Origin of the sequence: Octadecabacter ascidiaceicola (assembly GCF_900185015.1) — a bacterium.
Taxonomy (GTDB): Bacteria; Pseudomonadota; Alphaproteobacteria; order Rhodobacterales; family Rhodobacteraceae; genus Octadecabacter; species Octadecabacter ascidiaceicola.
Window position 1 is genome coordinate 484,066 of record NZ_FXYD01000003.1, and the last position, 22,665, is coordinate 506,730.

At 55.9% G+C, this 22,665-nt stretch carries 22 protein-coding genes; 9 read left to right on the forward strand and 13 right to left on the reverse strand.

What is annotated here, in order from left to right:
• The first annotated feature begins 40 nt into the window (after positions 1–40).
• Positions 41–1,093, forward strand: a complete 1,053-nt coding sequence (mnmH, locus tag OCA8868_RS11345) for a tRNA 2-selenouridine(34) synthase MnmH (protein ID WP_093996672.1) — start codon at positions 41–43, stop codon at positions 1,091–1,093.
• On the opposite strand, the gene selD is transcribed toward mnmH, so the two are convergent.
• Genes selD through OCA8868_RS11365 form a run of 4 tightly spaced genes read right to left on the reverse strand, consistent with a single transcriptional unit; the run spans position 1,086 to position 7,340 of the window.
• Positions 1,086–3,221, reverse strand: coding sequence for a selenide, water dikinase SelD (gene selD / locus OCA8868_RS11350; RefSeq protein ID WP_093996673.1), 2,136 nt, complete (start codon positions 3,219–3,221; stop codon positions 1,086–1,088). The two genes, mnmH and selD, sit on opposite strands and share 8 nt — an antisense overlap.
• Positions 3,222–3,278: 57 nt before the next feature.
• Positions 3,279–4,313: a lipocalin-like domain-containing protein gene (locus OCA8868_RS11355; RefSeq protein ID WP_093996674.1), complete on the reverse strand. Its 1,035-nt coding sequence runs from the start codon at positions 4,311–4,313 to the stop codon at positions 3,279–3,281.
• A complete protein-coding gene (locus tag OCA8868_RS11360; protein WP_093996675.1) occupies positions 4,303–6,687 on the reverse strand; it encodes an ABC transporter permease in 2,385 nt (794 codons plus the stop codon). The genes OCA8868_RS11355 and OCA8868_RS11360 overlap by 11 nt, the downstream gene beginning before the upstream one ends.
• Entirely contained in the window at positions 6,684–7,340 is a 657-nt protein-coding gene (locus OCA8868_RS11365; RefSeq protein WP_093996676.1) for an ABC transporter ATP-binding protein, read from the reverse strand. The genes OCA8868_RS11360 and OCA8868_RS11365 overlap by 4 nt, the downstream gene beginning before the upstream one ends.
• A 161-nt stretch (positions 7,341–7,501) precedes the next feature.
• Between OCA8868_RS11365 and OCA8868_RS16685 the strand changes: the two genes are divergently transcribed.
• Positions 7,502–7,666, forward strand: coding sequence for a hypothetical protein (locus OCA8868_RS16685; RefSeq protein WP_179214845.1), 165 nt, complete (start codon positions 7,502–7,504; stop codon positions 7,664–7,666).
• An 82-nt stretch (positions 7,667–7,748) separates the two neighbouring features.
• The gene (locus OCA8868_RS11370; protein WP_093996677.1) at positions 7,749–8,924 is read left to right on the forward strand and encodes an acetyl-CoA C-acyltransferase family protein; all 1,176 of its coding nucleotides are present in this window, start codon (positions 7,749–7,751) and stop codon (positions 8,922–8,924) included.
• Here the strand turns inward: OCA8868_RS11370 and yaaA are convergent.
• The 3 genes from yaaA to OCA8868_RS11385 all read right to left on the reverse strand — a co-directional run bounded on the left by yaaA (position 8,921) and on the right by OCA8868_RS11385 (position 12,112).
• Positions 8,921–9,703: a peroxide stress protein YaaA gene (gene yaaA, locus OCA8868_RS11375; protein ID WP_093996678.1), complete on the reverse strand. Its 783-nt coding sequence runs from the start codon at positions 9,701–9,703 to the stop codon at positions 8,921–8,923. The genes OCA8868_RS11370 and yaaA overlap by 4 nt on opposite strands.
• Before the next feature lie 19 nt (positions 9,704–9,722).
• Positions 9,723–11,756: a DNA helicase RecQ gene (gene recQ / locus OCA8868_RS11380; RefSeq protein ID WP_093996679.1), complete on the reverse strand. Its 2,034-nt coding sequence runs from the start codon at positions 11,754–11,756 to the stop codon at positions 9,723–9,725.
• Positions 11,757–11,824: 68 nt separating this feature from the next.
• Entirely contained in the window at positions 11,825–12,112 is a 288-nt protein-coding gene (locus tag OCA8868_RS11385; RefSeq protein ID WP_093996680.1) for a YggT family protein, read from the reverse strand.
• A gap of 125 nt (positions 12,113–12,237) precedes the next feature.
• Between OCA8868_RS11385 and OCA8868_RS11390 the strand changes: the two genes are divergently transcribed.
• The gene (locus OCA8868_RS11390) at positions 12,238–12,771 is read left to right on the forward strand and encodes an acyl-CoA thioesterase (RefSeq protein WP_093996681.1); all 534 of its coding nucleotides are present in this window, start codon (positions 12,238–12,240) and stop codon (positions 12,769–12,771) included.
• Positions 12,772–12,774: 3 nt separating this feature from the next.
• Here the strand turns inward: OCA8868_RS11390 and OCA8868_RS11395 are convergent, their stop codons facing one another.
• A complete protein-coding gene (locus OCA8868_RS11395; protein ID WP_093996682.1) occupies positions 12,775–14,397 on the reverse strand; it encodes a thiamine pyrophosphate-binding protein in 1,623 nt (540 codons plus the stop codon).
• A gap of 139 nt (positions 14,398–14,536) precedes the next feature.
• On the opposite strand from OCA8868_RS11395, the gene OCA8868_RS11400 reads away from it, so the two are divergent.
• The 5 genes from OCA8868_RS11400 to arfB all read left to right on the forward strand — a co-directional run bounded on the left by OCA8868_RS11400 (position 14,537) and on the right by arfB (position 18,985).
• Entirely contained in the window at positions 14,537–14,998 is a 462-nt protein-coding gene (locus OCA8868_RS11400; protein ID WP_093996683.1) for an Lrp/AsnC family transcriptional regulator, read from the forward strand.
• Positions 14,999–15,122: 124 nt separating this feature from the next.
• Positions 15,123–16,499, forward strand: coding sequence for an MFS transporter (locus tag OCA8868_RS11405; protein ID WP_093996684.1), 1,377 nt, complete (start codon positions 15,123–15,125; stop codon positions 16,497–16,499).
• The gene (gene mepA, locus OCA8868_RS11410; RefSeq protein WP_370737997.1) at positions 16,487–17,455 is read left to right on the forward strand and encodes a penicillin-insensitive murein endopeptidase; all 969 of its coding nucleotides are present in this window, start codon (positions 16,487–16,489) and stop codon (positions 17,453–17,455) included. Before OCA8868_RS11405 ends, mepA begins: the two co-directional genes overlap by 13 nt.
• Before the next feature lie 103 nt (positions 17,456–17,558).
• Positions 17,559–18,194 (forward strand): queuosine precursor transporter, encoded by a 636-nt coding sequence (locus OCA8868_RS11415; RefSeq protein ID WP_093996685.1) that lies wholly within the window; start codon positions 17,559–17,561, stop codon positions 18,192–18,194.
• Positions 18,195–18,571: 377 nt separating this feature from the next.
• Positions 18,572–18,985 carry an alternative ribosome rescue aminoacyl-tRNA hydrolase ArfB gene (gene arfB / locus OCA8868_RS11420; protein WP_093996686.1) on the forward strand — a complete coding sequence of 138 codons (414 nt, stop codon included), beginning with the start codon at positions 18,572–18,574 and terminating at the stop codon, positions 18,983–18,985.
• A 10-nt stretch (positions 18,986–18,995) separates the two neighbouring features.
• On the opposite strand, the gene OCA8868_RS11425 is transcribed toward arfB, so the two are convergent.
• The 5 genes from OCA8868_RS11425 to OCA8868_RS11440 all read right to left on the reverse strand — a co-directional run bounded on the left by OCA8868_RS11425 (position 18,996) and on the right by OCA8868_RS11440 (position 22,540).
• Positions 18,996–19,442: a hypothetical protein gene (locus OCA8868_RS11425; RefSeq protein WP_093996687.1), complete on the reverse strand. Its 447-nt coding sequence runs from the start codon at positions 19,440–19,442 to the stop codon at positions 18,996–18,998.
• Complete coding sequence (locus OCA8868_RS11430; RefSeq protein WP_093996688.1) at positions 19,439–20,245, reverse strand: hypothetical protein; 807 nt, start codon at positions 20,243–20,245, stop codon at positions 19,439–19,441. The genes OCA8868_RS11425 and OCA8868_RS11430 overlap by 4 nt, the downstream gene beginning before the upstream one ends.
• Positions 20,246–20,286: 41 nt before the next feature.
• Positions 20,287–21,579, reverse strand: a complete 1,293-nt coding sequence (gene pncB / locus OCA8868_RS11435) for a nicotinate phosphoribosyltransferase (protein ID WP_093996689.1) — start codon at positions 21,577–21,579, stop codon at positions 20,287–20,289.
• Positions 21,580–21,635: 56 nt separating this feature from the next.
• Complete coding sequence (locus OCA8868_RS16690; protein ID WP_179214846.1) at positions 21,636–21,773, reverse strand: hypothetical protein; 138 nt, start codon at positions 21,771–21,773, stop codon at positions 21,636–21,638.
• 191 nt (positions 21,774–21,964) lie between these two features.
• Positions 21,965–22,540 carry a DUF2585 family protein gene (locus OCA8868_RS11440; protein WP_093996690.1) on the reverse strand — a complete coding sequence of 192 codons (576 nt, stop codon included), beginning with the start codon at positions 22,538–22,540 and terminating at the stop codon, positions 21,965–21,967.
• Between the last annotated feature and the right edge of the window lie 125 nt (positions 22,541–22,665).

Genomic DNA, 22,665 nt, shown 5'->3' on the forward strand with positions numbered 1-22,665 from the left:
CGCCTTTCGGCTAAGTAGCCGCTGGGATAGACAGCGCAGTATGCGAACAGCGTTCTCCACCCTTGGCGAAATTCTAAACCACGGATTTGACACCGTGATTGATGTTCGCTCGCCTGCGGAATTCGCAGAAGACCATATTCCTGGCGCGATAAACCTGCCGTCACTAAGCAACGATGAACGCGCACGGGTCGGGACGATTTACGTGCAGGAAACGCCCTTTAAGGCCCGCAAGATTGGCGCGGCTTTGGTGGCACGGAATGTTGCGTCTTATCTGGATGGCCCTTTGAAGGATATGGATGGAGGTTGGCGACCACTGGTTTATTGCTGGCGGGGCGGGCAGCGGTCCGGATCATTTGCGTCCATTCTGACGCAGATCGGTTGGCGTGCCAAGGTGGTTGAAGGTGGATATCAGAGCTACCGTAACCTCGTTTATGGCGCTCTATATGAAGATGCGCTGCCGCATCGTTTGATCCTGCTTGATGGTAATACCGGCACCGCAAAGACCGACATTCTGCATCGTTTGAAAACACTCGGTGTTCAAGTCCTAGACCTTGAAGGTTTGGCGAACCATCGGGGGTCTTTGCTTGGGGGAATGGACGGCGGGCAACCTGCGCAAAAGGGGTTTGAGACCGCGTTGGCCTGTGCGTTGGCCCAGCTTGACCCTGCGCGCCCCGTCATCGTGGAAGCGGAAAGCAGCAAGGTCGGCGCACGCATTGTTCCGCCATCGCTTTGGACAGCGATGAAGGATGCTCCGCGTATCGAAATTGAAGCTCCACTGGATGCGCGGGCACAGTACTTGGCGAATGCCTACGCCGATGTGAGCGCAAATTCTGAGGCACTCGCAGGTAAGCTTGAATATCTGCGCCGCCATCGTGGAAGGCTTGTTGATGACTGGAAAGCGCTACTAGAAACGGGTGCGTTCAAAGACCTTGCGCGGGCGTTGATCGAAGAGCATTACGACCCGACATATCGGTCTGGTCGATCGCGCAACGGCGCAGAAGTTTTGCAACGGTTCGAAACGGGTGCACTGGACGAGCAGGCGCGCGTCCAGCTCGCCGAGCAAATTGCTGCTTGGGTGAAAAGCGTTAGCTGAACGTAACGCCACCGCCATCGGTGATTTCGCCAATGATCGCAAAGCCCGATGCGGCGTGCTTTTTGGCAATCGCTTCGGCTTCTTTGCGGGGGAGCGCGGCCAACAAGCCACCGGCAGTTTGCGGGTCAAACATCAAGTCGCCTCGGGCTGTATCGGGCGCGGTGATGCGCGTATCGTTGCGGTTGTCGGGAAACAACGACGAGCGAACGCCGGATTCAGCCAGCGCCAATGCGCCGTCAAGCAGCGGAACGTCATCCAACCGCACCGTCGCACCAACACCAGATGTATCGCAAATCCCAGCCAGATGCCCCGCCAGCCCAAAGCCTGTTACATCAGTCATAGCGTGTGCGTTCACTAACTTTCGTGCGATACCTTCGCTGCTTTGCGTCATCGATTGGTAGCAATTCAGCACGTGCGCCCCATACGCGAGGCGGCGCATTTCGGCGGCCAGTATCGTGCCTGATCCGATAGGTTTGGTGAGGACCAGAACATCGCCGACTTTCGCGCCAGCCAGTGTCACGGGGTCGTTTGTGCACAGGCCGGTGATGGAAAGGCCGATGGTCAAACCATCTCCCAGCGTGGTGTGGCCGCCAACAAGTGCTGCACCGGACAAGTTTTCGGAGATAGTCTGCGTGATCTCGGTGACCGTGCGTTCCTGTAGATCAGCCGACATGCGCGGCAGGGTTAGGGACAAAACCGCAGCTTGCGGATCAGCACCCATCGCCCAGATATCGCCCATTGCATGGATTGCTGTGATCTTTGCCATCAGCACGGGGTCGTCTGTTACGGCGCTTAGATGGTCCGTCGTTAAGACCTGCAAGGCACCCCCTGTTTTCAGCAAGGCCGCGTCGTCACCGGCGAGCGGGACAATGTCCGCGCGGTCCGTCTCTGGCAAACGCGTAAGCGCGTTTTGTAGTGCATTCCGCCCTACCTTCGCGCCGCATCCACCACACAACGGTGCGTCACCGAGCGCATCTTTCACGCCCGACGCGACACGCAGCGGCAATTCTGTTTCCATCTGAGGCAGCTTATCAAACTGGTTCATAAACGTGCGGTCGATGTGGTTTTTCCATTTCCACAAAAGCTTGCTACGCCGCGCTGTGCCCAGCTTTTCCGCAAGTGCCTCTTTCCCGCCAAGCGAGATAAGTTTGAGGTAGTCTTTCTGTGGGTGGTAGTTGCGCATTTTTCCGCCAGATAGGCGGGCACGCAGGTTGTCGAAAAGATAGGGCGCCTCGCGGACCGCAAAGACACCCGCTTTGGGGCGCGGATCATGGGAAAGATGTGCGCAGTCGCCGACGGCAAAAACATCCGGATTGGAGGTTTGCAACGTCGGTCCAACGATCAAGGATCCCTCATGCAGATCAAGGCCAATGTCGGCGACCCAATCATGGGGCCGCGCACCTGCGGCACCCGTTGTGAAGTCTGATGGAACCAGTGTGCCGTCGGTAAGTCGCACCGCATCTGGCAGAACTTCGGCGACGTCGGCGTGTTCCACCAAGGCAACGTTGAGTTCTTCTAGCGCAGCCAAAAGGCGGTTGCGCGTTGGTTCGTTAAAGCCGTCCAGCACTTCGCCGCGGTCAATCAAAGACACTTCGGAGGCACGGTCGCGCAGGGCGTATGCCATAGCCATCGCGAGTTCCGCACCCGCAACGCCACCACCAATTACTGCGACTTTTGGGGCCACCGCGTTCGCATGATAATCATCCCAACGAGACGCAAAAACACCAAGCGGCTTGGCGGGAATACCGTGTTCGGCAAATCCTGCGAGGGTCGGCATTTCAGAGGTGATGCCAACGTCAATCGCAGCGACGTCATAGGCGATGTTAGGGCGGTCAGATACGCTGATCGTTTTGGCGACAGGGTCAATCGCGACAGCCTTACCAGCGATCAGGCGTGCCCCCGCGAAACGGGCGAGTTTCACGAGGTCGATATCCAACTCGTCGCGGGTGTAGTGGCCCGCAACAAAACCAGGCAACATTCCGGAATAGGGCGCCGTGGGGCCAGGGTTGATGACGGTCAGGCGAACACCCGGCAGCGGGTTCATACCCCAACTGCGCAGCACCAGCGCGTGGGTGTGACCGCCGCCAACAAGAACAAGATCACGGGTTAAGGGAATTGTTTGTTTCATAAGAGCGTTCTAGCGCCTGATGTCGCCTTGAGCGAGAGGTACGTCTTCACAGCTCCGTCACTCGTAACCCGTCATTTCAAGATACCCGACACCAGCGTGTGACCCTTCAACGATGATCGGCCCTTCCCAATAGGGAACTGACGTCGCCATCCACGATTTCGGGTTGAGGGCGTAAACATCTACATCAACGCCCCGTGCATCTAGCGTGACATTCCATTGCGTTGGAATTTGGCGGCCACCTACATCGGAAAACGAAACGGGATCGGCTTGGAATGCGCCGTCAGGATAGGCCGTTGTTTCGCCGTCAGGCGTGATCCATGTCGCGGATGTGTAGTGGCTTCCGTTCTCTTGGCGCAGGCGAAAGCCCATCAGTTTTCCGTCGTCTAGTGACAGTGAAAACCAGTCCCAGCCGGTTTGATTTTCCGACAACGGTTGGGAGGACCATTCGCGATCCAGCCATGCATTTCCGGTAACATCGACTTCGCCGTCAGGCAGGGTCAACGTCCCGTCGATTTCGTAAAAGGGCTGCGAATAATAATAGGACGCCTGACCGTCAGCGGACTTCACGGAATAGCCTGCGTCGCCGTGAAAGATCAATGGCCCTTGCGCGGTGAGGTCCATGTCATATGCGAAATCTGGGCCGCTTGCCGTCATATTGAGGGTGTCGAAATCGGAACCGGCAAGCTGCCAATCGTCTATCCAAGCCTCAAAGGGTTGCGCCGTTACGCCCGCCTGCCCGATCCCGCCGCGTGCAAGGCGTTCGGTGACGTAATGATGGGTTGGCGTGGTGACGGCGGCGTGTCCCATCCAGATTTGCGGGGATGACCAGCCCTCACCTTCGTCGGGTGCCAATGCCGTGCGAAACAGTGTCCATTGCAGGCCGTAATGCGTTCCGTCGCCGTCTTGCAGGTTGGCTGTCAGGTACCACCATTCGATGCGGTAATCGGGATGCGGCCCGTGATCGGTTTCGAAGTCAAAGATCGCTGGACGTTCGGGTGTGGCGAAACCTTCAGAGGCGGTGCCGAGGCCCGCGAAGCCTTGGGCCGATGCTGCGCAAGGCAAAAGGAGGGGCAGGAGAATTCTAACGTTCATTTGAAAACACCTTAAGGAGGTCCGAAGGACGCGTCCGTGCAAGCTTTCGCGCTGGCCACAAGGCTGCAAGTACCGCCGCGCCAACTGCGAAAACCGCAAGACGCGCGTAGTCCAGCGGGAACAAGAACATTGGCAAACGCCAGCCGAACGCCTCGACATTCACAACGGCCAATAGCGTCCAAGCCAAGGCTAGGCCCAGCGGGAGGGCAAGCCCTGCGGTGAGGAGCGCCAGCAAGACGGCGCGGATAATTTCAATGCGGCCCAACCGTGCCCGCGTAAGCCCCTGCGCCCATACTGGGGCGAGTTGCGGTAAGCGCATCGTTGCAAGGGTCAGAAGGCTCATCAGGATTGCAAATCCAGCCACCGCGAGGGTCAGCACATTCAGCGCGCCAGTAACGGTAAACGTGCGATCGAACACGCTGAGAGAGAACGCCTTGATCCCCGCTTGGTTAACCATTTGTGCGTCCGCGAGGCTGAAATCTTTTCGCAGGGCTTCTGTCAGCACAGGCACATCGGCGGCGTCCATCCGCAGGCCAAAACGGTTAGGCCTGATATCGGGGAATAAGCGTTTGAACGTGGTTTCAGTGACAATGATTTGCCCGATTGGGTTGCCGTAGTCACCGTAGATCCCAAGAACTGGAAAGGCCTCGCCAGCCAAAGTGATGTCGTCCCCAATCGCAATTTCGGCACGCCGTGCGAGTTGTTCGTTAATGGCGGCACCCTCACCCGCCTCAATCCGTGCCCATGCGTCATCGGCAGATTGGAGGAACAGCCAGTTCTCGCGATAGGTGCTGTGCGCTGTCGGACCGTAGATTTCAGACGGAAGGCCGCGCACGTCTTGATTGGCGGATTGGATGGGTAAAACTTTGCCCACGCGTGGGGTTAGGTAAGTTTGCAGTTCCGCGGCTTGGTCAGCGTCGTCGGCATAGACGTAAAATTCAGAGGCTAGGCGTTGGTCCAAGAATCCCGTGAACGTCAGGCGGAAACTGCTGACCATTGTTGAGACACCGACGTTTGCAGCCATCGCCAATAACAGGGCCATCAACGCCAAAGACAGCCCCGGTAGTTGCTGGCGCGTGTCCGCCCAGAACCATTCAGCGGTGACCGATTTAGCGCGTGACGCCCCAAACGCAAGTACGCGATCAAGAACAACGGGAAGCGCCAATGCTGCGCCAATCAACAGCGCGGCGAGCATGCCAAAGCCTGCTGCAAGGCCGCTTCCGAAAATCCCCAACAGACCCGCGAGGACCAGAAGTCCGACCGCTAGGCCAGCTTGATACATGCGCCCTTTACCCGCCTGCATCGCCCACGCACGGGGTCGCGCCGATGCGAGCAATGGCATACGCGCGAGTTGAAACAAGGATGCCGCGGCCGCCATGCAGGTACCGCCTACTGCGATCATAAGGCCGGATAGCCACCATTCAGGGCGCAATTGCAGCGTGCCGGATACGGATTCGCCGTACAGGCCCGAAATCGTTGCGGCGACGTCAGGCAGTAGCGCCGCGGCGACAAGGTAACCAAGCCCGACACCAATCGCGCCTGCGATGAGGGACAAAACAAGTAGCTCAACCGCGATCAAGGCGATCAGTCGGCGTAGCGGAAAGCCCAGCGCACGCAGCGTACGAATGACCGGACGGCGTTGTTCAAACGCTAACCCAATAGCCCCATGCACAATGAAAATACCAACAGCAAACGCCAACAACCCGAACGCGGTGAGGTTGAGGTGAAAACTGTCTGTTAGCCGACCAACATCTGATCCGTCTTGCGGCGCACGCAGTGTCAGGTGGGGTGCGACCTCGGCCAGTGGTGTCTGTACGATCGGCTGAGTTGGAGAAACGAGGAGACGGCTAAGCGTGTTTTCCAACCCCAAAAGGCGTTGCGCGGTTCCAACGTCGGTAATGATAACGCCCGGTGCTGCGTCCGGCGTAACAACGCGGGTGATGTCGTAGGCCCCCAGCCTCTCAAATGTATCTTGCGTTGCAAATAAAACGCCACCCGCAAGAGCATCGATTGTCAGGTTGCCATCGTCCGCTCCCATTGTGGCCAGTCCGCTTGGGGAAGTCAGCGGGTCCAGCCCGATCAGGCGAACGCCGTCGAGGCGCCCTTCGACAACGGGGCTGATCAACCACCCTGCGCGGCGCAGGCGAATGTAGTCGGCTTGAGGAATTGCACCGTCATCAGAGGTGATCTGCGCGAAGCGGCCTTCGCCCAGTGTTTGCGCCGCCGCATCATAGCTTGCCCGCGCTTCCGCGTTCACGGCCTGAACGCCAGACCAAAGCGCCGTGGCGAGAGACAAGCCAACGATCAAAGTGAAAAGCTGCATCGGGTTGCGCAGCCAATGGGATAACAGTGCCTGTAATCCCACCTTGGTCATGCTAAGCGCCCTGCCCTTAGGTGTAGGCGCCGGCCCATTCGCCCAGCGAGGCGTTCAGAGTGCGTCACCATCAGCAGCGCGGCCTGCGTTTCCGCGGCCAATTCAAGCATGAGGTCCATGACGGAATCTGCGGTGGCCTCATCCAGATTGCCAGTGGGTTCGTCCGCAAGGATCAAGGCGGGACGTGCGGCTAAGGTACGTGCAATCGCGACCCGTTGCTGTTGCCCCCCTGACAGCTGCTCGGGGTATTTCGACATCTGATCGGATAGGCCCATGCGTGTCGCGAGGTCTTTGATCCATGCCTTATCTTCGCGCCCGCCAAGACGGGCTTGGAATGCAATGTTGGACGCGACCGTCAGGGAAGGAATGAGGTTAAATTGCTGAAAAATAACGCCAGCTTTGTCGCGCCGGATGGCAGCGCGTGCAGCGTCGTCCATGGCGCCAATGTCGGTTCCGTCAATCTCAACCCGCCCTGAATCAGGCTGATCCAGCCCACCAACCAAATGCAAAAGCGTGCTTTTTCCGGAGCCGGATTCGCCAGTCAATGCAAGGGTCGCACCTGTTTCCATCTCCATGCTAATCCCATTTAGGATCGGCAGAGGGCCATCTGGACCGGGGTAGGTTTTGACGAGATCAGTTACACGTAACAACATTGGCCCTCTATCCCAGCATGCCGTGCTGACGGCAAGTTACTGTCGCGAGGTTATATCAAATGCCAGCAATGAACATGGCCTGCGTTAGGTTTTTGGAAACATCTGTGCGTTCAATTCTCAAGCGTGGGGGCAATCAACGCGATTGCCGAGAGGGATTACTAATGGTCAAAGAAAACAACGCAGTGCCTGTAATGAAACTGAGCGAAACACATGCGGATGCAATCAATCAGGAAAGCGACGGCATGGCTGTATTTCGTATCTGGACGCTTCTGACAGGCGGGGAAACCATGCGGGACTTAACTGTTGCGAACCGAAGGTTGGGATAGCTGATAGAACCGCGCCGTGACGTCAGTCTTGGCACAACGGCGCGGGTTGTTAGGGTGGCTCCAACATTAAAGGGAGCCTATCATGTCCGACATCGTCATTCTTTCCGGAGCACGCACCGCCATCGGCGGCTTTGGTGGTAGTCTTGCGGGAATTACGCCCATTGATCTTGGGACGATTGTTGCAAAGGCCGCTATGGAGCGCGGTGGGGTCGCCCCCGATCAATTAAACCACGTGGCCTTCGGGCATGTCATCAATACCGAGCCACGCGATATGTACCTTAGTCGCGTCGCAGCAATGGGCGCCGGCATTCCAGAGACAGTTCCTGCGATGAACGTGAACCGCCTTTGCGGATCTGGCCTGCAAGCGATTGTATCTGTCATTCAGTCTCTCATGCTGGGAGACGCCGAATTCGCCCTCGCTGGCGGCGCTGAAAGCATGAGCCGGGCGCCCCACATTCTTCCAGATGCGCGGTGGGGTGCAAAAATGGGTGACGTCACGGGGCGTGACATGATGTTGGGCGCGTTGAATTGTCCGTTCGGGACGGGGCACATGGGCGTCACGGCTGAGAACGTGGCGGCTGAACATGACATCACGCGCAATGATCAGGATGCGTTCGCGCTGGCATCGCAAGAACGTGCTGCGAAGGCGATCGACGCTGGGTATTTCGACGATCAGATCGTTCCGGTTGAGGTCAAACAACGCCGCGAAATGGTTGAATTCAAGCGCGACGAACATCCGAAGGCGACAACAATAGAAGCGCTGGGCAGCCTCCGGACTGTCTTTCAGAAGGATGGCACGGTTACGGCAGGCAACGCGTCTGGTATTAATGACGGCGCAGCGGCGATTGTCTTGGCAACGGTCGACGCGGCCAACGCAGCAGGATTGACGCCGAAGTTCCGGGTATTGGGATATGCGCACGCCGGTGTCCGACCCGAAGTTATGGGGATCGGACCCGTACCCGCAGTAGAAAACCTGCTTGTCAAAACCGGTCTTTCCGTCGCTGATTTCGATGTCATTGAAAGTAACGAGGCCTTCGCGTCACAAGCCTTGGCGGTGACTAAGGGTTTGGGTCTTGATCCTGCGAAAGTGAACCCGAATGGGGGTGCGATTGCATTGGGGCATCCGGTCGGGGCGACTGGGGCAATCATTACCGTGAAGGCGATGTATGAGTTGGAACGCACCGCTGGAAAGCGCGCATTGATCACGATGTGTATCGGCGGCGGTCAAGGTATCGCACTGGCGATTGAACGGATCTAGCTCGTCTTTGGATCGGGGTAGTCACGTAGGAATACGGGTTTGCCTTCGCTTGAAAGGTCGGGATCAAACGCGTAACCACCTGATGTGAAATCCGTGACACCCTCAAATGTGGTGATGCGGTTTTCAATGATATGGCGCGCCATCGCCCCACGGGCGCGTTTTGCGAAAAAGCTCACAATCCGAGGGCGATCGTCTTTGATTTCCATGAAGACCGGCGTGATGACGTTTAACTTCAGTGCTTTAGTGTCTGCCGCACCGAAGTATTCCTGGCTGGCGCAGTTTACCAAGGTATCCGTACCGCGTTCTTCGCCGAGCACATTCAATGCCTTGGACAGGGTCGTGCCCCAATAGTCATACAAGGACTTACCACGCCGCGTTTTCAGGCGACTACCCATTTCCAATCGGTATGGTTGGATCGCATCAAGTGGGCGCAGCAGCCCGTAAAGACCAGACAGAATGCGCAAGTTGTCCTGCGCATAGGCCATGTCTTCATCACTTAACGTTTTCGCTTCTAGCCCTTGGTAGGTATCGCCATTGAACGCGAGTGCTGCGGGCTTGACGCGATCTGGTGACGGCGCTTCCTCAAAGGCTTTGAAGCGGTCGCGGTTCAGACGGGCAAGGTCATCCGAGATCGACATCAAGTCCTTTAGCGCGCCGAGTGTTAGGTTGCGCGATGTCTTGGCCAAACGAACGGCGTCTTCCTGAAAATCGGGTTCTGTCGGTTCGAATTCTACGGGATCCCAATCGAGGGATTTAGCGGGTGAGATGACGGTTAACATTGCAAATCAGTTCCTTTGGTTAGGCATCGCGCAGTACGGACAGAAACGCTGTCCCAAAACGGTCAGCGTGGCGTTCTCCAAGAAGGCGGGTGATTGCCTGTTCGTCGCTTGGTTTTTGGCTGGCGACCTTAGCAAGTTGCGATGCAGAACACGACATCGGTTTATCAGTACCTTCCGGCCCGCGCGACAGGTCTGCTTGCACTTCAAGGAGGCGATCATAAATCGTGCCCTCTGTCCGGCCCGCAAGTTTCTGGCGTTTTGGGTGGAGGGACTCTGCCTCACCGTTGATGACTTCTATGAAAGCAATTCCATAGCTATCGAGTTTCTTGGTGCCAACGCCACCAATACGAGCCATGTCATCCAGTGTCGCGGGGCGTTTTTCCGCCATCTCGATGAGGGTTTTGTCATTGAAAACGATATAGGCCGGGCCTCCGAGCTGTTCCGCGAACGCGCGGCGCTTGGCCTTTAGTGCAGACAGCAATGGCGCGTCTTCTTCAGACACCATTTGCTTAACTTTCGGACCTGACTTGGCGGATTTGATCGTGTCGCGGCGCAGGTCGATTGTAGCTTCATCGCGTAGGATCGGGCGAGCCTTTTGGGTCATCCGCAAAGCACCGTGGCGTTCCGCATCCGGTCGCATAAGGTCATGGCCCATCATTTGCCGAAAGATCGCCTGCCATTGAACGCGGCTGTATTCTTTGCCAACGCCAAACGTCGGCAGTTGGTCGTGACTACGCTGCGCGACTTTTTCGGTCATGTTACCCAGCAGAATGTCGATGAGGTGACCCGAGCCAAAGCGTTCATCTGTCCGCAATGCGGCTGACAGCGCCATGCGGACGGGTGTTGTTCCGTCAAATACATCAGCGGGTTTGTCGCACAGGTCGCAGTGGCCACAGGGCGCTGGGTCTTCACCGAAATAGGACAACAGGTTTTGGCGGCGACAATGCAATGCTTCGGCGAGGCCGAGGAGCGCGTTTAATCGCCCGTGATCTGCTTCGCGGCGTTCCGGTGGGGCAAGACCTTCGTCGATTTGTTGACGGCGGTAGCGGATGTCGTCGGGGCCAAACAGCGTCAGGGTTTCGGCTGGCGCACCGTCCCGCCCAGCGCGGCCAATTTCTTGGTAGTAGGATTCAATGGACTTTGGCAGATCAGCATGGGCGACCCAGCGGATATCCGGTTTGTCGATGCCCATACCAAACGCGATCGTCGCGCAAACGATCAACCCATCTTCTTGTTGGAAACGTCGTTCGACGTGGCGGCGGTCATCGGCCTCCATCCCGCCGTGATAATGGCAGGCGGTGTGGCCTGCATCGCGCAGCGCCTTCGCAAGCGTTTCGGTTTTCGCGCGGGTGCCGCAATAGACGATGCCGGCCTGTTCGCGGCGCACGTTCGCAAAGTTTAGTATCTGGGCGCGCGGCCCGTCTTTGGCAGCAAACGCGAGGTGGATGTTGGGGCGATCAAATCCGTGCAGAAAAATCTCTGGCGGGTGATCACCGAAAAGTTTCGCGACAATTTCATCGCGGGTTTCGGCATCCGCAGTGGCGGTAAACGCAGCGAGCGGCACATCAAGGTCACGACGCAGATCACCGATGCGGAGATAGTCGGGGCGGAAATCGTGCCCCCATTGGGACACACAATGCGCTTCATCCACCGCAATCATCGAAACACCAGCCTGCCGCAACATCCGCTGCGCGCCGTTTGAAGCGAGGCGTTCGGGGGCAATGTAGAGAAGCTTTAGCGTGCCGTTTTCGAGGTTACGCCAAACTTCGTCGGTTTCTTCTTCGGTGTTTCCAGATGTCAGCGCGCCCGCAACGACACCTGCCTCCCTTAGCCCTCGCACTTGGTCACGCATGAGGGCGATGAGCGGCGAGATTACAACAGTGACACCATCACGCACCAAAGCAGGAAGTTGGAAACAGAGGGATTTCCCGCCGCCCGTCGGCATTATCGCGAGGGTATTTTTGCCGTCGGTCACAGCCTCAACGATCTCTTGCTGGCCCGGACGGAAACCGTCAAAGCCGAAGACGTCGCGAAGAAGCGTGGCAGCGCTCATGTTGGACCCTGTGATTTGAGTGGCATGGTTGCGCGCAAAGAATCACAGGGGGACGCTCGGGGCAAGTGTTAGCCTATCGCGATCAGCTGTCTTTCTAACACAATGCGGATCGCTTCAAGGCCAAGAAGGGCAACCAGTGGTGAAAGGTCGATACCGCTCATCTGTGGGAGAATACGGCGTATGGGGCCGTAAATCGGTTCAAGCAAACGGGACAAGCTGTACCAAAGCTGGGCAACGAATTGCTGGCGTAGATTGAGAACTTCGAACTGGATCAGCCATGACATGATGAAGTGCGCAAAAATGAACAGGCGAGCGACGCCGATGATCATCAGTAAGATTTCAAGCAAAGATGCCATAGCGAGTCCTAAAGTTTGTTTTCAGAGAGGTAAGCATGGAGGGGTTAAAGGGCAATGACTTTCGCCGTAAACTTTCCGTTGCGTCACCACTTGACGTTAACGTCACTTAATCGTCTGTAGGTTGCATGTATCCATTTCTCCGCCTTGGCTGGACATTGATGTCAGCCCGCAAAATGCCCCTGATGAACCCGCTGGACATGCACGTGTCCCAGCACCGCTGTCGGCTGGTTGATTGCGATATCTTCGGCGAGATGAACAACGGCCGAATTCTGACACTTTATGAGATGGGGCGCTTTCAGGCGGCGGTTCGCATGGGGCTTTGGGCGCTGTTAAAGAAACGGCGTTGGGGGCTGACGGTTGCGGGAACGTCTATCAGGTATCGCAAGCGGATCACCCCGTTTGAAAAGTACGAAACACGCACGCGCATTGCCACGTGGGACGAGCGGTTCGTCTATATTGAGCAGGGTATGTTCAAGAAGAATGGCGAATGTGCGAGCAATGTGTTGTTCCGCACGGCAGTCGTATCAAAGGGCCGCGCGGTTCCTACGGATGAGTTGATCAAGGCGTTGAACATCACCGACCCACGCCCTGAGCCCGCGCCATGGGTCACGAACTGGATAGAAGCCGAGGCGACACGCGTTTGGCCACCTGAGCTGTAGGTCTCAGATACGCATAGCCGGGACATCGGCGGGATCGAGGCGAAGTTCAATCAAGATCGGACCTTTACGGTTTTCCAGAGCCTGCAGCGCTGTTTCAAGTTCATCGTTTGAGCGCACCTCATACCCTTCCCCACCGAGAGCATTCGCGATTTCAGCAAAGGACGGCCATGAGAACTCCGTCAAGCTTGGGTCCATTTTACGGTCAACAAACTGAATGTGTTCGGCCCCGTAGGCGGAATCGTTTGCGATGATCACAATCAAATCAAGCCCAAGGCGCACGGCTGTGTTGAACTCATTGATACCCCCCATCATGAAACCGCCATCACCGCTAAACAGAACGACGGGTTGATCCGGTGCTGCAACGGCAGCGCCAACTGCGACCTGCAACCCTAACCCGATTGCACCGAAATTAACGGTACCGACGAAACTATGTGGATTAGGGACGGAAATGCGACACCAAACCTCGGTCATAAAACGTCCGCCATCGGTGACCAATACACGGTCCTTGGGCAGTGCGACTTCGAGACGTTCAAGCGTGTCCACGTAGTTTACGAAACCCTCTGAAACTTTGCCGGATCCTGGCGTGTGCGCGGTGAGCGTCGCGGTATCCAGTTCACGGGTGAACCCGCTTGCTGGAACTTCGGCTTCGTTCAACCAATACAAAATGGTTTCAGCAGTCAGACCCGTGTCTGCGACTAGGGCCGCGTCAGGGTGCAAGCCACCGCCAATCGCAGTTGGATCAACGTCAATTTGAATGATCCGTTTGTCTTTCATCAGCTTGCCACGGTCAGTCGTGAAATCATGCAGCGCAGTGCCAAAGCAGATGATGCAATCGGATTGTGCGATCAGATCATAGGCGGCAGGTGTGGAAAGCGTACCAAAGATGTCGATGTTATAGGGGTGGTCATTGAACAGACCTTTGGCGCGCAATGTGGTCGCAAGGGGGGCTTCCAGCCGATCAGCCAATTGCACGAGTTCATCACGAGCATGAATTGCGCCGCCACCTGCCAAAATTAACGGGCGTCGCGCCGAAGCAATCATGCCAATTGCATTGTCGAGGGTATCCCCTTCGGCGACTCCGCCAGGTGTTGTAAAGACATCGAGGATTTTGATGGCATAGCCCGAGTCCTGCCACATGAAGTCTGCAGGCATATTCAAAACGATTGGGCGACGTTCGACTTGCGCACGGTAAAACGCCCGCGCCACATCTTCTGTCACAGTTGCTGGTGAGCGAAGCTGAATGAAACCGGCACCTGTGACTTTCACAAGTTCGCGTTGATCGATGCTTTGCAGGTGGCGTGGGTTATCAACTGGCGTATCGCCTGCCAGAATAACCATCGGTGTTTGCCCTCTGGCGGCTTCGGTCATCGCGGTCATACAGTTGGTAAGGGCAGGCCCATGGGTGACGGTTGCGACGCCGACCTTTCCCGAAACATGGGCGTAGGCCTCCGCCATCAAAATCGCGCTTCCCTCGTGGGCTACGGGGATAAATTTTCCGCCGCATTCCCGCACAAAGCTATCAACCATAAACAGATTCGCGTCCCCCATCAGGCCGAACATGTTCGTCGTACCGTGATCTTTGGTGGCGCGCGCGATGGATTGGTAGACGTAGGATTGAGGGTTCATCGAAGTGACCTTTTCTTCATGTTCGGAAGGGGTTTTGAAGATGATACCGTCTGGAATGTAGGATTGTGCTTCTAAATTGACCTGAAATTGGTAGATCTAGGTAAATTTGTGCTGAAATCGTCCAAAGCTAGGTAAATATATGCTCGATAATTACGAAAAGCTGATCCTGAAGGAACTTCAACGTGAAGGACGTGCCAGTACGCAGGCACTTTCGGATGCCGTGGGTCTGTCGGCGTCCCCATGTTGGCGACGTGTTAAACGCCTTGAAGAAGAAGGTTACATCACCCGTTACGCGGCAATTGTTGACGGAAATAGACTGGGGCTGCGAGCCCTTGCGCACATTCAGATTTCTCTCGTAGATTACGACGCTGCCACGATTGCTAAATTTCAGACCTTCATCGATACCAATGAACAAGTACTTGAATGTTCGTCAATCACTGGCGACTTCGACTACATCCTAAAGGTTGCGGCCACCGATCCTGAAAGCCTTGAGCAATTTATTATGCAGAGCCTCTTTAGGCTGAAGGTCGTAAAAACGACGGCAACCACCTTTATTCTGCGGCAATTGAAGGTCTCTGGTGCGTTGCCTGTAGATATTTAGACCCTGAAATTACTTGGTTCAAATCGCCCAGTAGGACCCGCTGCACGGCACCCCGCGCCCGTTAACCCATTGCCAGACCGCTGCTTTGCCTGTCTTATCCGGTTAAGGGAATGAGGGAGCACGAATGTCTACAGTATCCAAGAAACGTATTTGGGGCTGGATGGCCTTTGATTGGGCATCGCAACCATTTTACACGCTAGGTTTGACGTTCATTTTCGGCCCCTACTTCGCCGTCGCCGCTGCCGAGTATTTCCTGAACAGCGGATCGGATGCTGAAGTCGCGAAAGCGAATGCGCAAAGTCTTTGGTCGAGCGGGCAAACCGTTGCAGGCCTTTTGATTGCATTTACCGCGCCTTTCCTAGGGGCGTTTGCGGACAATTCTGGACGCAAGATGCCGTGGATCGCGTTCTTTTCCATTATCTATGTGATTGCCACTGCGATGCTGTGGGGGCTTACGCCAGATGGCGCGAATGTCATTTGGATATTGGTTCTGTTTTACGTTGGCTTCATCGCCGCAGAAAGTGCGTTGAATTTCACCAACGCGATTTTGCCAAGCCTTGGGACCAAAGATGAAATCGGGCGGATCAGCGGGTCCGGGGCGGCTTTCGGGTACTGGGGCGGTGTGACTGCGTTGTTCATCATGCTGTTGCTGTTCGCTGAGAATGAGCAAGGCGTAACCCTATTAGGGAATGCGCCACTGTTTGGTTTGGATCCTGAAATGCGTGAAGGCACGCGTTCGGTTGGACCATTCATCGCGTTTTGGTTCGCGCTGTTTATGATCCCGTTCTGGCTCTGGGTGCGGGACGACCCGAAACTTGGTGGCAAGCCAACCGATATCCGCGCCGTCGCCGGTGAGCTTTGGGAAACGTTGAAGTCGGTCAAAGACCGCAAAAGCCTGTTGAACTTTCTAGTCGGCTCTATGTTTTATCGGGATGCGCTGAACGCATTGTACGCTTTTGGCGGCGTCTATGCGGCGCTGGTTCTTGATTGGCAGACGATTGATATCGGTATCTTCGGCATCATCGCGGCAATTGCTGCGGCCATCACCACATGGCTGGCTGGTCTTGCCGACCAACGGATGGGCCCTAAGCCGGTCATCAAGATGTCTGTATGGGCGTTGATCGTGGTGTCCATTATAATTGTAGGCATGTCACGAGAGGCCATATTTGGTATTCCATTGGCAGAAGGATCATCCCTGCCCGATATCATCTTCTTCGTTTGCGGCGCGATTATTGGCGGCGCGGGCGGTGCGGTTTATGCCTCAAGCCGGTCAATGATGGTGCGCCATACGCACCCCGAACGCCCTGCCGAAGCCTTTGGTCTTTTTGCATTGTCAGGCAAAGCGACCGCGTTTCTAGCGCCTGCGTTCATCACCCTGTTCACGTATTTGACCAGTAACAACCAGCTTGGATTCCTTCCCGTGATCTTTCTTTTCCTCGTGGGGTTGTTCTTGCTAAGGTGGGTTAATCCACAAGGAGATCGGGACGAATGGGAAACCTGACGAGGAAGAACACGTTCAAACATGCCCTGATGATTGCCGCGCTCGTATTAACGGCGAGTTGCCGGAATTCCGAAGTGACGCGCAGTGATGTGCAGGGCAACACACGCGCGCCGGCCGCGGTGATGTCTACGCAAAATGCCAATGACAACCGTGTGGCAAAGGAAGTGTTCGGGCATATTCCGGCAGCGTCAAATCAACGATCTGAATCCTTTGGCGGGTACGCACGTGGCTGTCAGGCTGGAGCGGTTCAACTACCCGAAACGGGCCCGACATGGCAGGCCATGCGTTTGTCACGCAACCGCAATTGGGGCCAGCCTGTTCTGATTGACTACGTTCAGGACCTTAGCCGTTTCGCGGCAACGCTTGATGGTTGGGAAGGCCTGTATGTTGGCGACCTAAGCCAGCCGCGCGGTGGCCCGATGTTGACCGGTCACGCGTCACACCAGATCGGGTTGGACGCGGATATCTGGATGTTGCCTCCTGATCGTTTGAACCTGTCCCGACAGGAGCGCGAGAACCTGTCGTCGATCTCTATGCGCCGCGAACGTGGTGCGTTCACCAATTCCAGCTGGACGACCGAGCATATGCAAGTTCTGCGCGCCGCCGCGAGCGACCCGCGCACCGCACGGATTTTTGTCTTTCCCGGCGCAAAAGTTGCCATGTGCAATTGGGCGACGGGTGACCGGTCTTGGTTAAACAAAATCAGACCATGGTACGGGCACCACTATCATTTCCACGTTCGACTGACCTGCCCTGCTGGGGCCCGTGACTGCGAAAACCAAGCGCCACCTCCGGCAGGAGATGGCTGTGCGGATGCGCAAAACTGGGTGAACGACATTCTTAACCCGCCCCCACCGCAACCTGCCGATCCTAACGCGACCCCAAGAACACCACGCGGGCCGCTCACCATGGCGCGCCTGCCCGGGCAGTGTTTGGCAGTTGCGCAAAGCGAGTAACCTAAAGACCGTTTGACAAAGTGAACGCCGCCCCGCATTAGGGCGGCGTCCTTCATTCTGGAGGGCCAAGTGTCCGACTACCTTGTCAAAACGGATTGATAAAATGACCAAGCTTCTACCTGGCGTAATCGCCATGGCCATCGTTGTGGTGGCTTCTAACATCCTCGTACAGTTTCTGATCCTTGATGGATTGCTCACTTGGGGTGCATTCACCTACCCGCTCGCATTCCTTGTGACCGACGTGATGAACCGTGTTTATGGCGCAGGCCCTGCGCGGCGCGTTGTGTTCATTGGTTTTGTGGTGGGTATCATTTGCTCGCTTATCGGTAGCCAGATTATGATCCAAGGCGACGGGTATGAATTCCCTGCCGTTGCACTGCGTGTCGCGATTGGCTCGGCAACGGGTTTCGTTGTTGCACAACTGATCGACGTTTCGATCTTCCAGCGCCTACGGGACGGCGCGTGGTGGAAGGCGCCTTTGGCGTCTACTTTTATCGGCTCAACGATCGACACGGTGCTGTTTTTCACCATTGCGTTCAGTGGCTTGCTGTCTTTTGGCGCGAATGCGGATGCTGAGGTCTCTTGGGCGCTCGATAGCGTTCCGTTCCTCCTTACCGGACCTGAGGCCCCGCTTTGGGTGACACTGGCTGTTGCGGACTGGGGTGTGAAGATCGCTGTGGCCCTTATCGCCCTAATCCCGTTCCGCCTGATTGTGGGCCGATTGCAACGGAATATCTAACCCTCGTCATTTTTTGTTTGGTGATCCCAAGATGTTGTGGTTTGCTATCACCATCAGAAACAGAAAAGGAGGTGTACCAGTGTCTAGAAAGATAGTGGAAGCGTGTGTCGGGACAACTGTGGGGGGCCGTGTCTAGGGCAGCCCTTGGGCACGATTTACCGCAGGTGAGACGCCGTTGAAGGTCGCGCAATTTACTCCGAAAACCGCACAACACTTTTCGGATTGCGCTTCTCTAACCGGTCACACCTCCTGAACTTTCGAAGGGCCGCCTTACCTTGGGCGGCCCTTTTTCGTATGCAGATCGCGTACACAACCCGTACACAACCTGTACACATCCCGTATGTACATTTTTCGCACCACAGAACGGACGGACCCGCATGGGACTGAGAATTAACGACAATATCGAGATTAGCGATTGGGAGCTGGTGGAAAGTTTCGTGCGCGCCTCTGGCCCCGGTGGTCAGAACGTCAATAAGGTGAGCACCGCCGTGGAGCTGCGGTTCGAGGCGGCGCGATCCCCTGCGCTGACGGGTCCGGTGAAGGCGCGGCTAAAACGGATCGCGGGGCGCAAGTGGACGGGCGACGGCGCGGTGGTGATTTTCGTGCAAGACACACGATCCCAAGCCCGCAATCGGGAATTGGCACGGGAACGACTGGCCGAGATGATCCGCGCCGCACTGGTGGCCCCGAAACGACGGGTAAAGACTCGCGTGTCGCAAAACCAAAAACGCAAACGCGTGGAAGCGAAGAAGAAGCGTGGAGAGGTTAAGGCGTTGCGGGGGAAGGTTTGAGGAGTGATGACTACCTTAACCTAGAAACCCTGATTTCATAGTTCGCAATCTCTAAAACGGACATCTCAGTTTTTGACGCGGAGAAAACTTCGTGAACGATTAACATTACTGATCGATACGCGCGCGACTCTCTCTCTATCCTCGTTTCGTAGAACCAACGGGCAACGACGCCGGACGCGAAAACGAATCCCATAGCCAAAGGTACCGTAGTCAGGTTGAAACCTTGAACAGCGGTTAGACCATAGAAGTCGTTGGGAGACCTACCTACTAAAAACGGCGCAAAGGCGGCGATAGTGAACGACATCGAAACCGCAAGTACGGTAGTTAAGAACCTAGTTCTCTTCATCGCTTCTAGGTCTTTTTGAACGCTTTCAGCAAGTTCCACCAATTGACCAAACGATTTCATGTCACGCTCGTCGTTCAGGCGTAATTCGGATAGTTCTCTGTCTTCGTTCATCTGCAAAGTTCTCCCATTTTTTGAAGCATCTGGGCAAGATAATGATCCCGCTGAGCTTCATTCAAATTCGGAGAAATCCTTTGCCCCCCCCATTCGAAATCATCTAGCTGAGAACATACGGGTACGGAATCCCACTCGAAGTTATCGCTACCGAGCTGTGCTAAAAGTTCATTCAAGCGGGTCGGGAATGGCCCGGATCCTGATGGGGAATAGTAGTCTTTAACGAGCTCGATATTATGATAATCTAAGTCAATTTTCGTTGCTGCCACTAGTAGCCACTTCGGCTTTCTTGCTTTCATTTTCAAGGTTCGCAACAGTGTGCAGATTTGGCTTAACTCTTCCAACTCGGTCTGACGGTTGAGATCTCGCCACTTTTCAGTTGTGTTAATGCCCTTTTCAATCATTAGTCTCATTGCGCGCTCATCTCGAAGAGACACCAAGCCAGATGCTGCTACGAAAACAATGCCATCAACTGCTGTTTTTTCACCGAAAATGTTCTCATAACTATCAAGTTTAGGTCCCCCCTGACCTGGTGCGACGATGACCCCTAAGCGGTTCCCATTACTTTTAGCTCCGCCGAATTCCTCTTTCTTGGACATCGCTGGCGCTTTGTAATTTGGTTTACTAGCTTTGCCATTTAAATGATCCAATAGAACCGACTTTCCTATTCCACCGGGTCCGACAAATGCAATCCTATGCTTTGTACCAAAAACCTTAGACATAAGGGTATCAAAGCCGGTAAACGCTTTCTCGCGATGCTTGTACGCTTCCTTTGCGACCGGCAAGACCCATTCAATAGCCATTCAGAAACACCTCAATTTATCAACTTCTTCGTTATAATCTATCATACCACAACCTCCACCCGTTCCTGTTCCCCGACCCCAAACACCCGTTTGTAGCGTTCGATCTCCGCTTCTGGTCCCATCGCTTTGTTGGGGTTGTCGGAGAGTTTGACGGTGGGGTTGCCGTTGGCCGTGACGGCTTTGCAGACCAGCGAGAACGGGGCGAGGGTGTCGCCCGTCGTCAGGCCTTTGAAGTCGTTGGTGAGCATGGTGCCCCAGCCGAACGAGACTTTGCAGCGGCCCTGAAATTGTTTGTGCAGGGCGATGATTTTTTCAGCGTCCAGACCGTCGCTAAAGATCACCAGTTTTTCGCGGGGGTCCTCATTGCGTGATGTCCACCAGTCAATCGCGCGTTCGGCGCCTGTGGCGGGGTCGCCGGAATCCACGCGGATGCCTGTCCAGCCGGCCAGCCAATCGGGCGCATTATCAAGGAAGCCTTGGGTGCCGTAGGTGTCGGGCAGGATGATGCGCAGGTTGCCTTCGTGTTCGTCGTGCCAATCGCGCAGAACGTCATAGGGCGCTTGGAACAGGGCGTCGTCATCTTTGGCCAGCGCGGAGTAGACCATGGGGAGTTCGTGGGCGTTGGTGCCGATGGCCTCGACCTCGCGGTTTTTGGCGATCAGGCAGTTGGAGGTGCCGATGAAGCTGTCGCCCAAGCCTTCTTGCATGGCGCGCACGCACCAGTCTTGCCACAGGAAGGAATGGCGGCGGCGGGTGCCGAAGTCCGCGACTTTGAGGCCGTCGAGCGGGCGGAGTTTTTCGACCTTTTCCCAGAGTTTGGTCATGGCGCGGGCGTAGAGGACTTGCAGTTCAAAGCGGCCCATCGTGCCGAGGACCGCGCGGCCGCGCAGTTCCATCAGGATGGACAGGGCGGGGATTTCCCAGAGCATGACTTCGGGCCATGAGCCTTCGAATGTGAGTTCGTATTGGCCGTCTTTTTTCTCAAGGTGGTAGGGCGGTAGGCGGAGGTTTTCGAACCAGTCCATGAATTCCGAGCTGAACATCTGGCGTTTGCCGTAAAACGTATTGCCGCGCATCCATGTGGACTCGCCACGGGTGAGCGAGAGGGAGCGGACATGGTCAAGCTGTTCGCGCAATTCGCCTTCGTCCACGAGGTCCGCGAGGCGCACGTTTTTGGAGCGGTTGATCAGCGAGAACGTGACCTGCGTATCGGGCTTATTGCGGAACACCGATTGGCACATCAGCAGTTTATAAAAGTCGGTATCGATCAGGGAACGGACGATCGGGTCGATCTTCCATTTGTGGTTCCAGACGCGGGTTGCGATGTCGACCATGATGTTCTCCCTTAGACTTAGGGAGTTTTGCGGGTTTTAGGCGCAAGGGGCAAGCATTAAGGGCGCTGCATCAATGTGGTTAAGATATCGCGCAAAGCGTCTGTCTGGGCTTCACTGAGGAGAGAGATCAGATCTGCGTTCACTTCCGCGATGATGCTAAAGAGCGTTGGGGCGAGTTCTGTGGCGGCGGGCATGGCAATGGCGCAGATGGCTGTGCTTCCGGCGATTGTTTTTGGTGGATCAGGCGAAGCACTGCCTGAGAACTTCGACGACCTTGGGCCACGGGCGGCGCATGGTTTGATCGCGCTTCTATTGGGACTTCTTATCGTTGCGCATGTGGTTTGGCGACCGCAGCTAACGTCGGCCTGCGTAGGTATAAGACTGTCTAGCTTTCGGCGCGTGGGTTCAGTTCTTGTTGCCACGCGTCGATGGCCTCAATCGGGGCGACCAGCTGGATCGTTGAAAGCGTCAGATTATCGCGACCAAAGATGCCCGCGACAAGTTCGAGGCCAAGGACACCGAAAAGAACCGCGGGAATGCGCAGTGAATAAGCGGCGAAGAAACCGCCCATCATGAAGACGTAGTCAGCCACCGCGTTCAACACGCTGTCCCCGTGATAGCCGGCGTTGATCGTTGTCGCGCGGAAGGCATCCAGCACCCAGTTCGTGTGTTCGATCACTTCCCAACCGATGCCTGTCACGATGGCGGCGAGAAACGCGCCGTTGAACCCGAAACGCGGGAAGGCCAAGCGACCCAGCAGCGCAATCAGGACGCCGTGCAGAATGTGCGAAAGCGTGTACCAATCCGCGATATGTTGCGAGTTGCCGCTGTCAAAGATTGTCGGCACCCAGAGTTTGATGTCGCCACAGGTACAGATCAACGGCTGGCCCCATGCCCAAAGGGTTAGGCCAATGATAAAGAGGCCGCTGAAGGCGAAGATATTTAGGTTCGTGCGGGCCATTTTTGGCTCCTGTTAACTGCTCTTAGAGCAGGGTTAACGGAGGATTGGGGCAGGAATTTGGCGATGGAGTGAAAGTCCGCTTTGCGGGACAAAGTTGCCTTTGGTTTCTGGACATAGGTTTGAGT

Coding starts and splice junctions, on each gene's coding strand:
- mnmH (WP_093996672.1), top strand. CDS start 41: ATGCGAACAGCGTTCTCCACCCTTGGCGAAATTCTAAACCACGGATTT.
- selD (WP_093996673.1), bottom strand. CDS start 3,221: ATGAAACAAACAATTCCCTTAACCCGTGATCTTGTTCTTGTTGGCGGC.
- OCA8868_RS11355 (WP_093996674.1), bottom strand. CDS start 4,313: ATGAACGTTAGAATTCTCCTGCCCCTCCTTTTGCCTTGCGCAGCATCG.
- OCA8868_RS11360 (WP_093996675.1), bottom strand. CDS start 6,687: ATGACCAAGGTGGGATTACAGGCACTGTTATCCCATTGGCTGCGCAAC.
- OCA8868_RS11365 (WP_093996676.1), bottom strand. CDS start 7,340: ATGTTGTTACGTGTAACTGATCTCGTCAAAACCTACCCCGGTCCAGAT.
- OCA8868_RS16685 (WP_179214845.1), top strand. CDS start 7,502: ATGGTCAAAGAAAACAACGCAGTGCCTGTAATGAAACTGAGCGAAACA.
- OCA8868_RS11370 (WP_093996677.1), top strand. CDS start 7,749: ATGTCCGACATCGTCATTCTTTCCGGAGCACGCACCGCCATCGGCGGC.
- yaaA (WP_093996678.1), bottom strand. CDS start 9,703: ATGTTAACCGTCATCTCACCCGCTAAATCCCTCGATTGGGATCCCGTA.
- recQ (WP_093996679.1), bottom strand. CDS start 11,756: ATGAGCGCTGCCACGCTTCTTCGCGACGTCTTCGGCTTTGACGGTTTC.
- OCA8868_RS11385 (WP_093996680.1), bottom strand. CDS start 12,112: ATGGCATCTTTGCTTGAAATCTTACTGATGATCATCGGCGTCGCTCGC.
- OCA8868_RS11390 (WP_093996681.1), top strand. CDS start 12,238: ATGTATCCATTTCTCCGCCTTGGCTGGACATTGATGTCAGCCCGCAAA.
- OCA8868_RS11395 (WP_093996682.1), bottom strand. CDS start 14,397: ATGAACCCTCAATCCTACGTCTACCAATCCATCGCGCGCGCCACCAAA.
- OCA8868_RS11400 (WP_093996683.1), top strand. CDS start 14,537: ATGCTCGATAATTACGAAAAGCTGATCCTGAAGGAACTTCAACGTGAA.
- OCA8868_RS11405 (WP_093996684.1), top strand. CDS start 15,123: ATGTCTACAGTATCCAAGAAACGTATTTGGGGCTGGATGGCCTTTGAT.
- mepA (WP_370737997.1), top strand. CDS start 16,487: ATGGGAAACCTGACGAGGAAGAACACGTTCAAACATGCCCTGATGATT.
- OCA8868_RS11415 (WP_093996685.1), top strand. CDS start 17,559: ATGACCAAGCTTCTACCTGGCGTAATCGCCATGGCCATCGTTGTGGTG.
- arfB (WP_093996686.1), top strand. CDS start 18,572: ATGGGACTGAGAATTAACGACAATATCGAGATTAGCGATTGGGAGCTG.
- OCA8868_RS11425 (WP_093996687.1), bottom strand. CDS start 19,442: ATGAACGAAGACAGAGAACTATCCGAATTACGCCTGAACGACGAGCGT.
- OCA8868_RS11430 (WP_093996688.1), bottom strand. CDS start 20,245: ATGGCTATTGAATGGGTCTTGCCGGTCGCAAAGGAAGCGTACAAGCAT.
- pncB (WP_093996689.1), bottom strand. CDS start 21,579: ATGGTCGACATCGCAACCCGCGTCTGGAACCACAAATGGAAGATCGAC.
- OCA8868_RS16690 (WP_179214846.1), bottom strand. CDS start 21,773: ATGCCCGCCGCCACAGAACTCGCCCCAACGCTCTTTAGCATCATCGCG.
- OCA8868_RS11440 (WP_093996690.1), bottom strand. CDS start 22,540: ATGGCCCGCACGAACCTAAATATCTTCGCCTTCAGCGGCCTCTTTATC.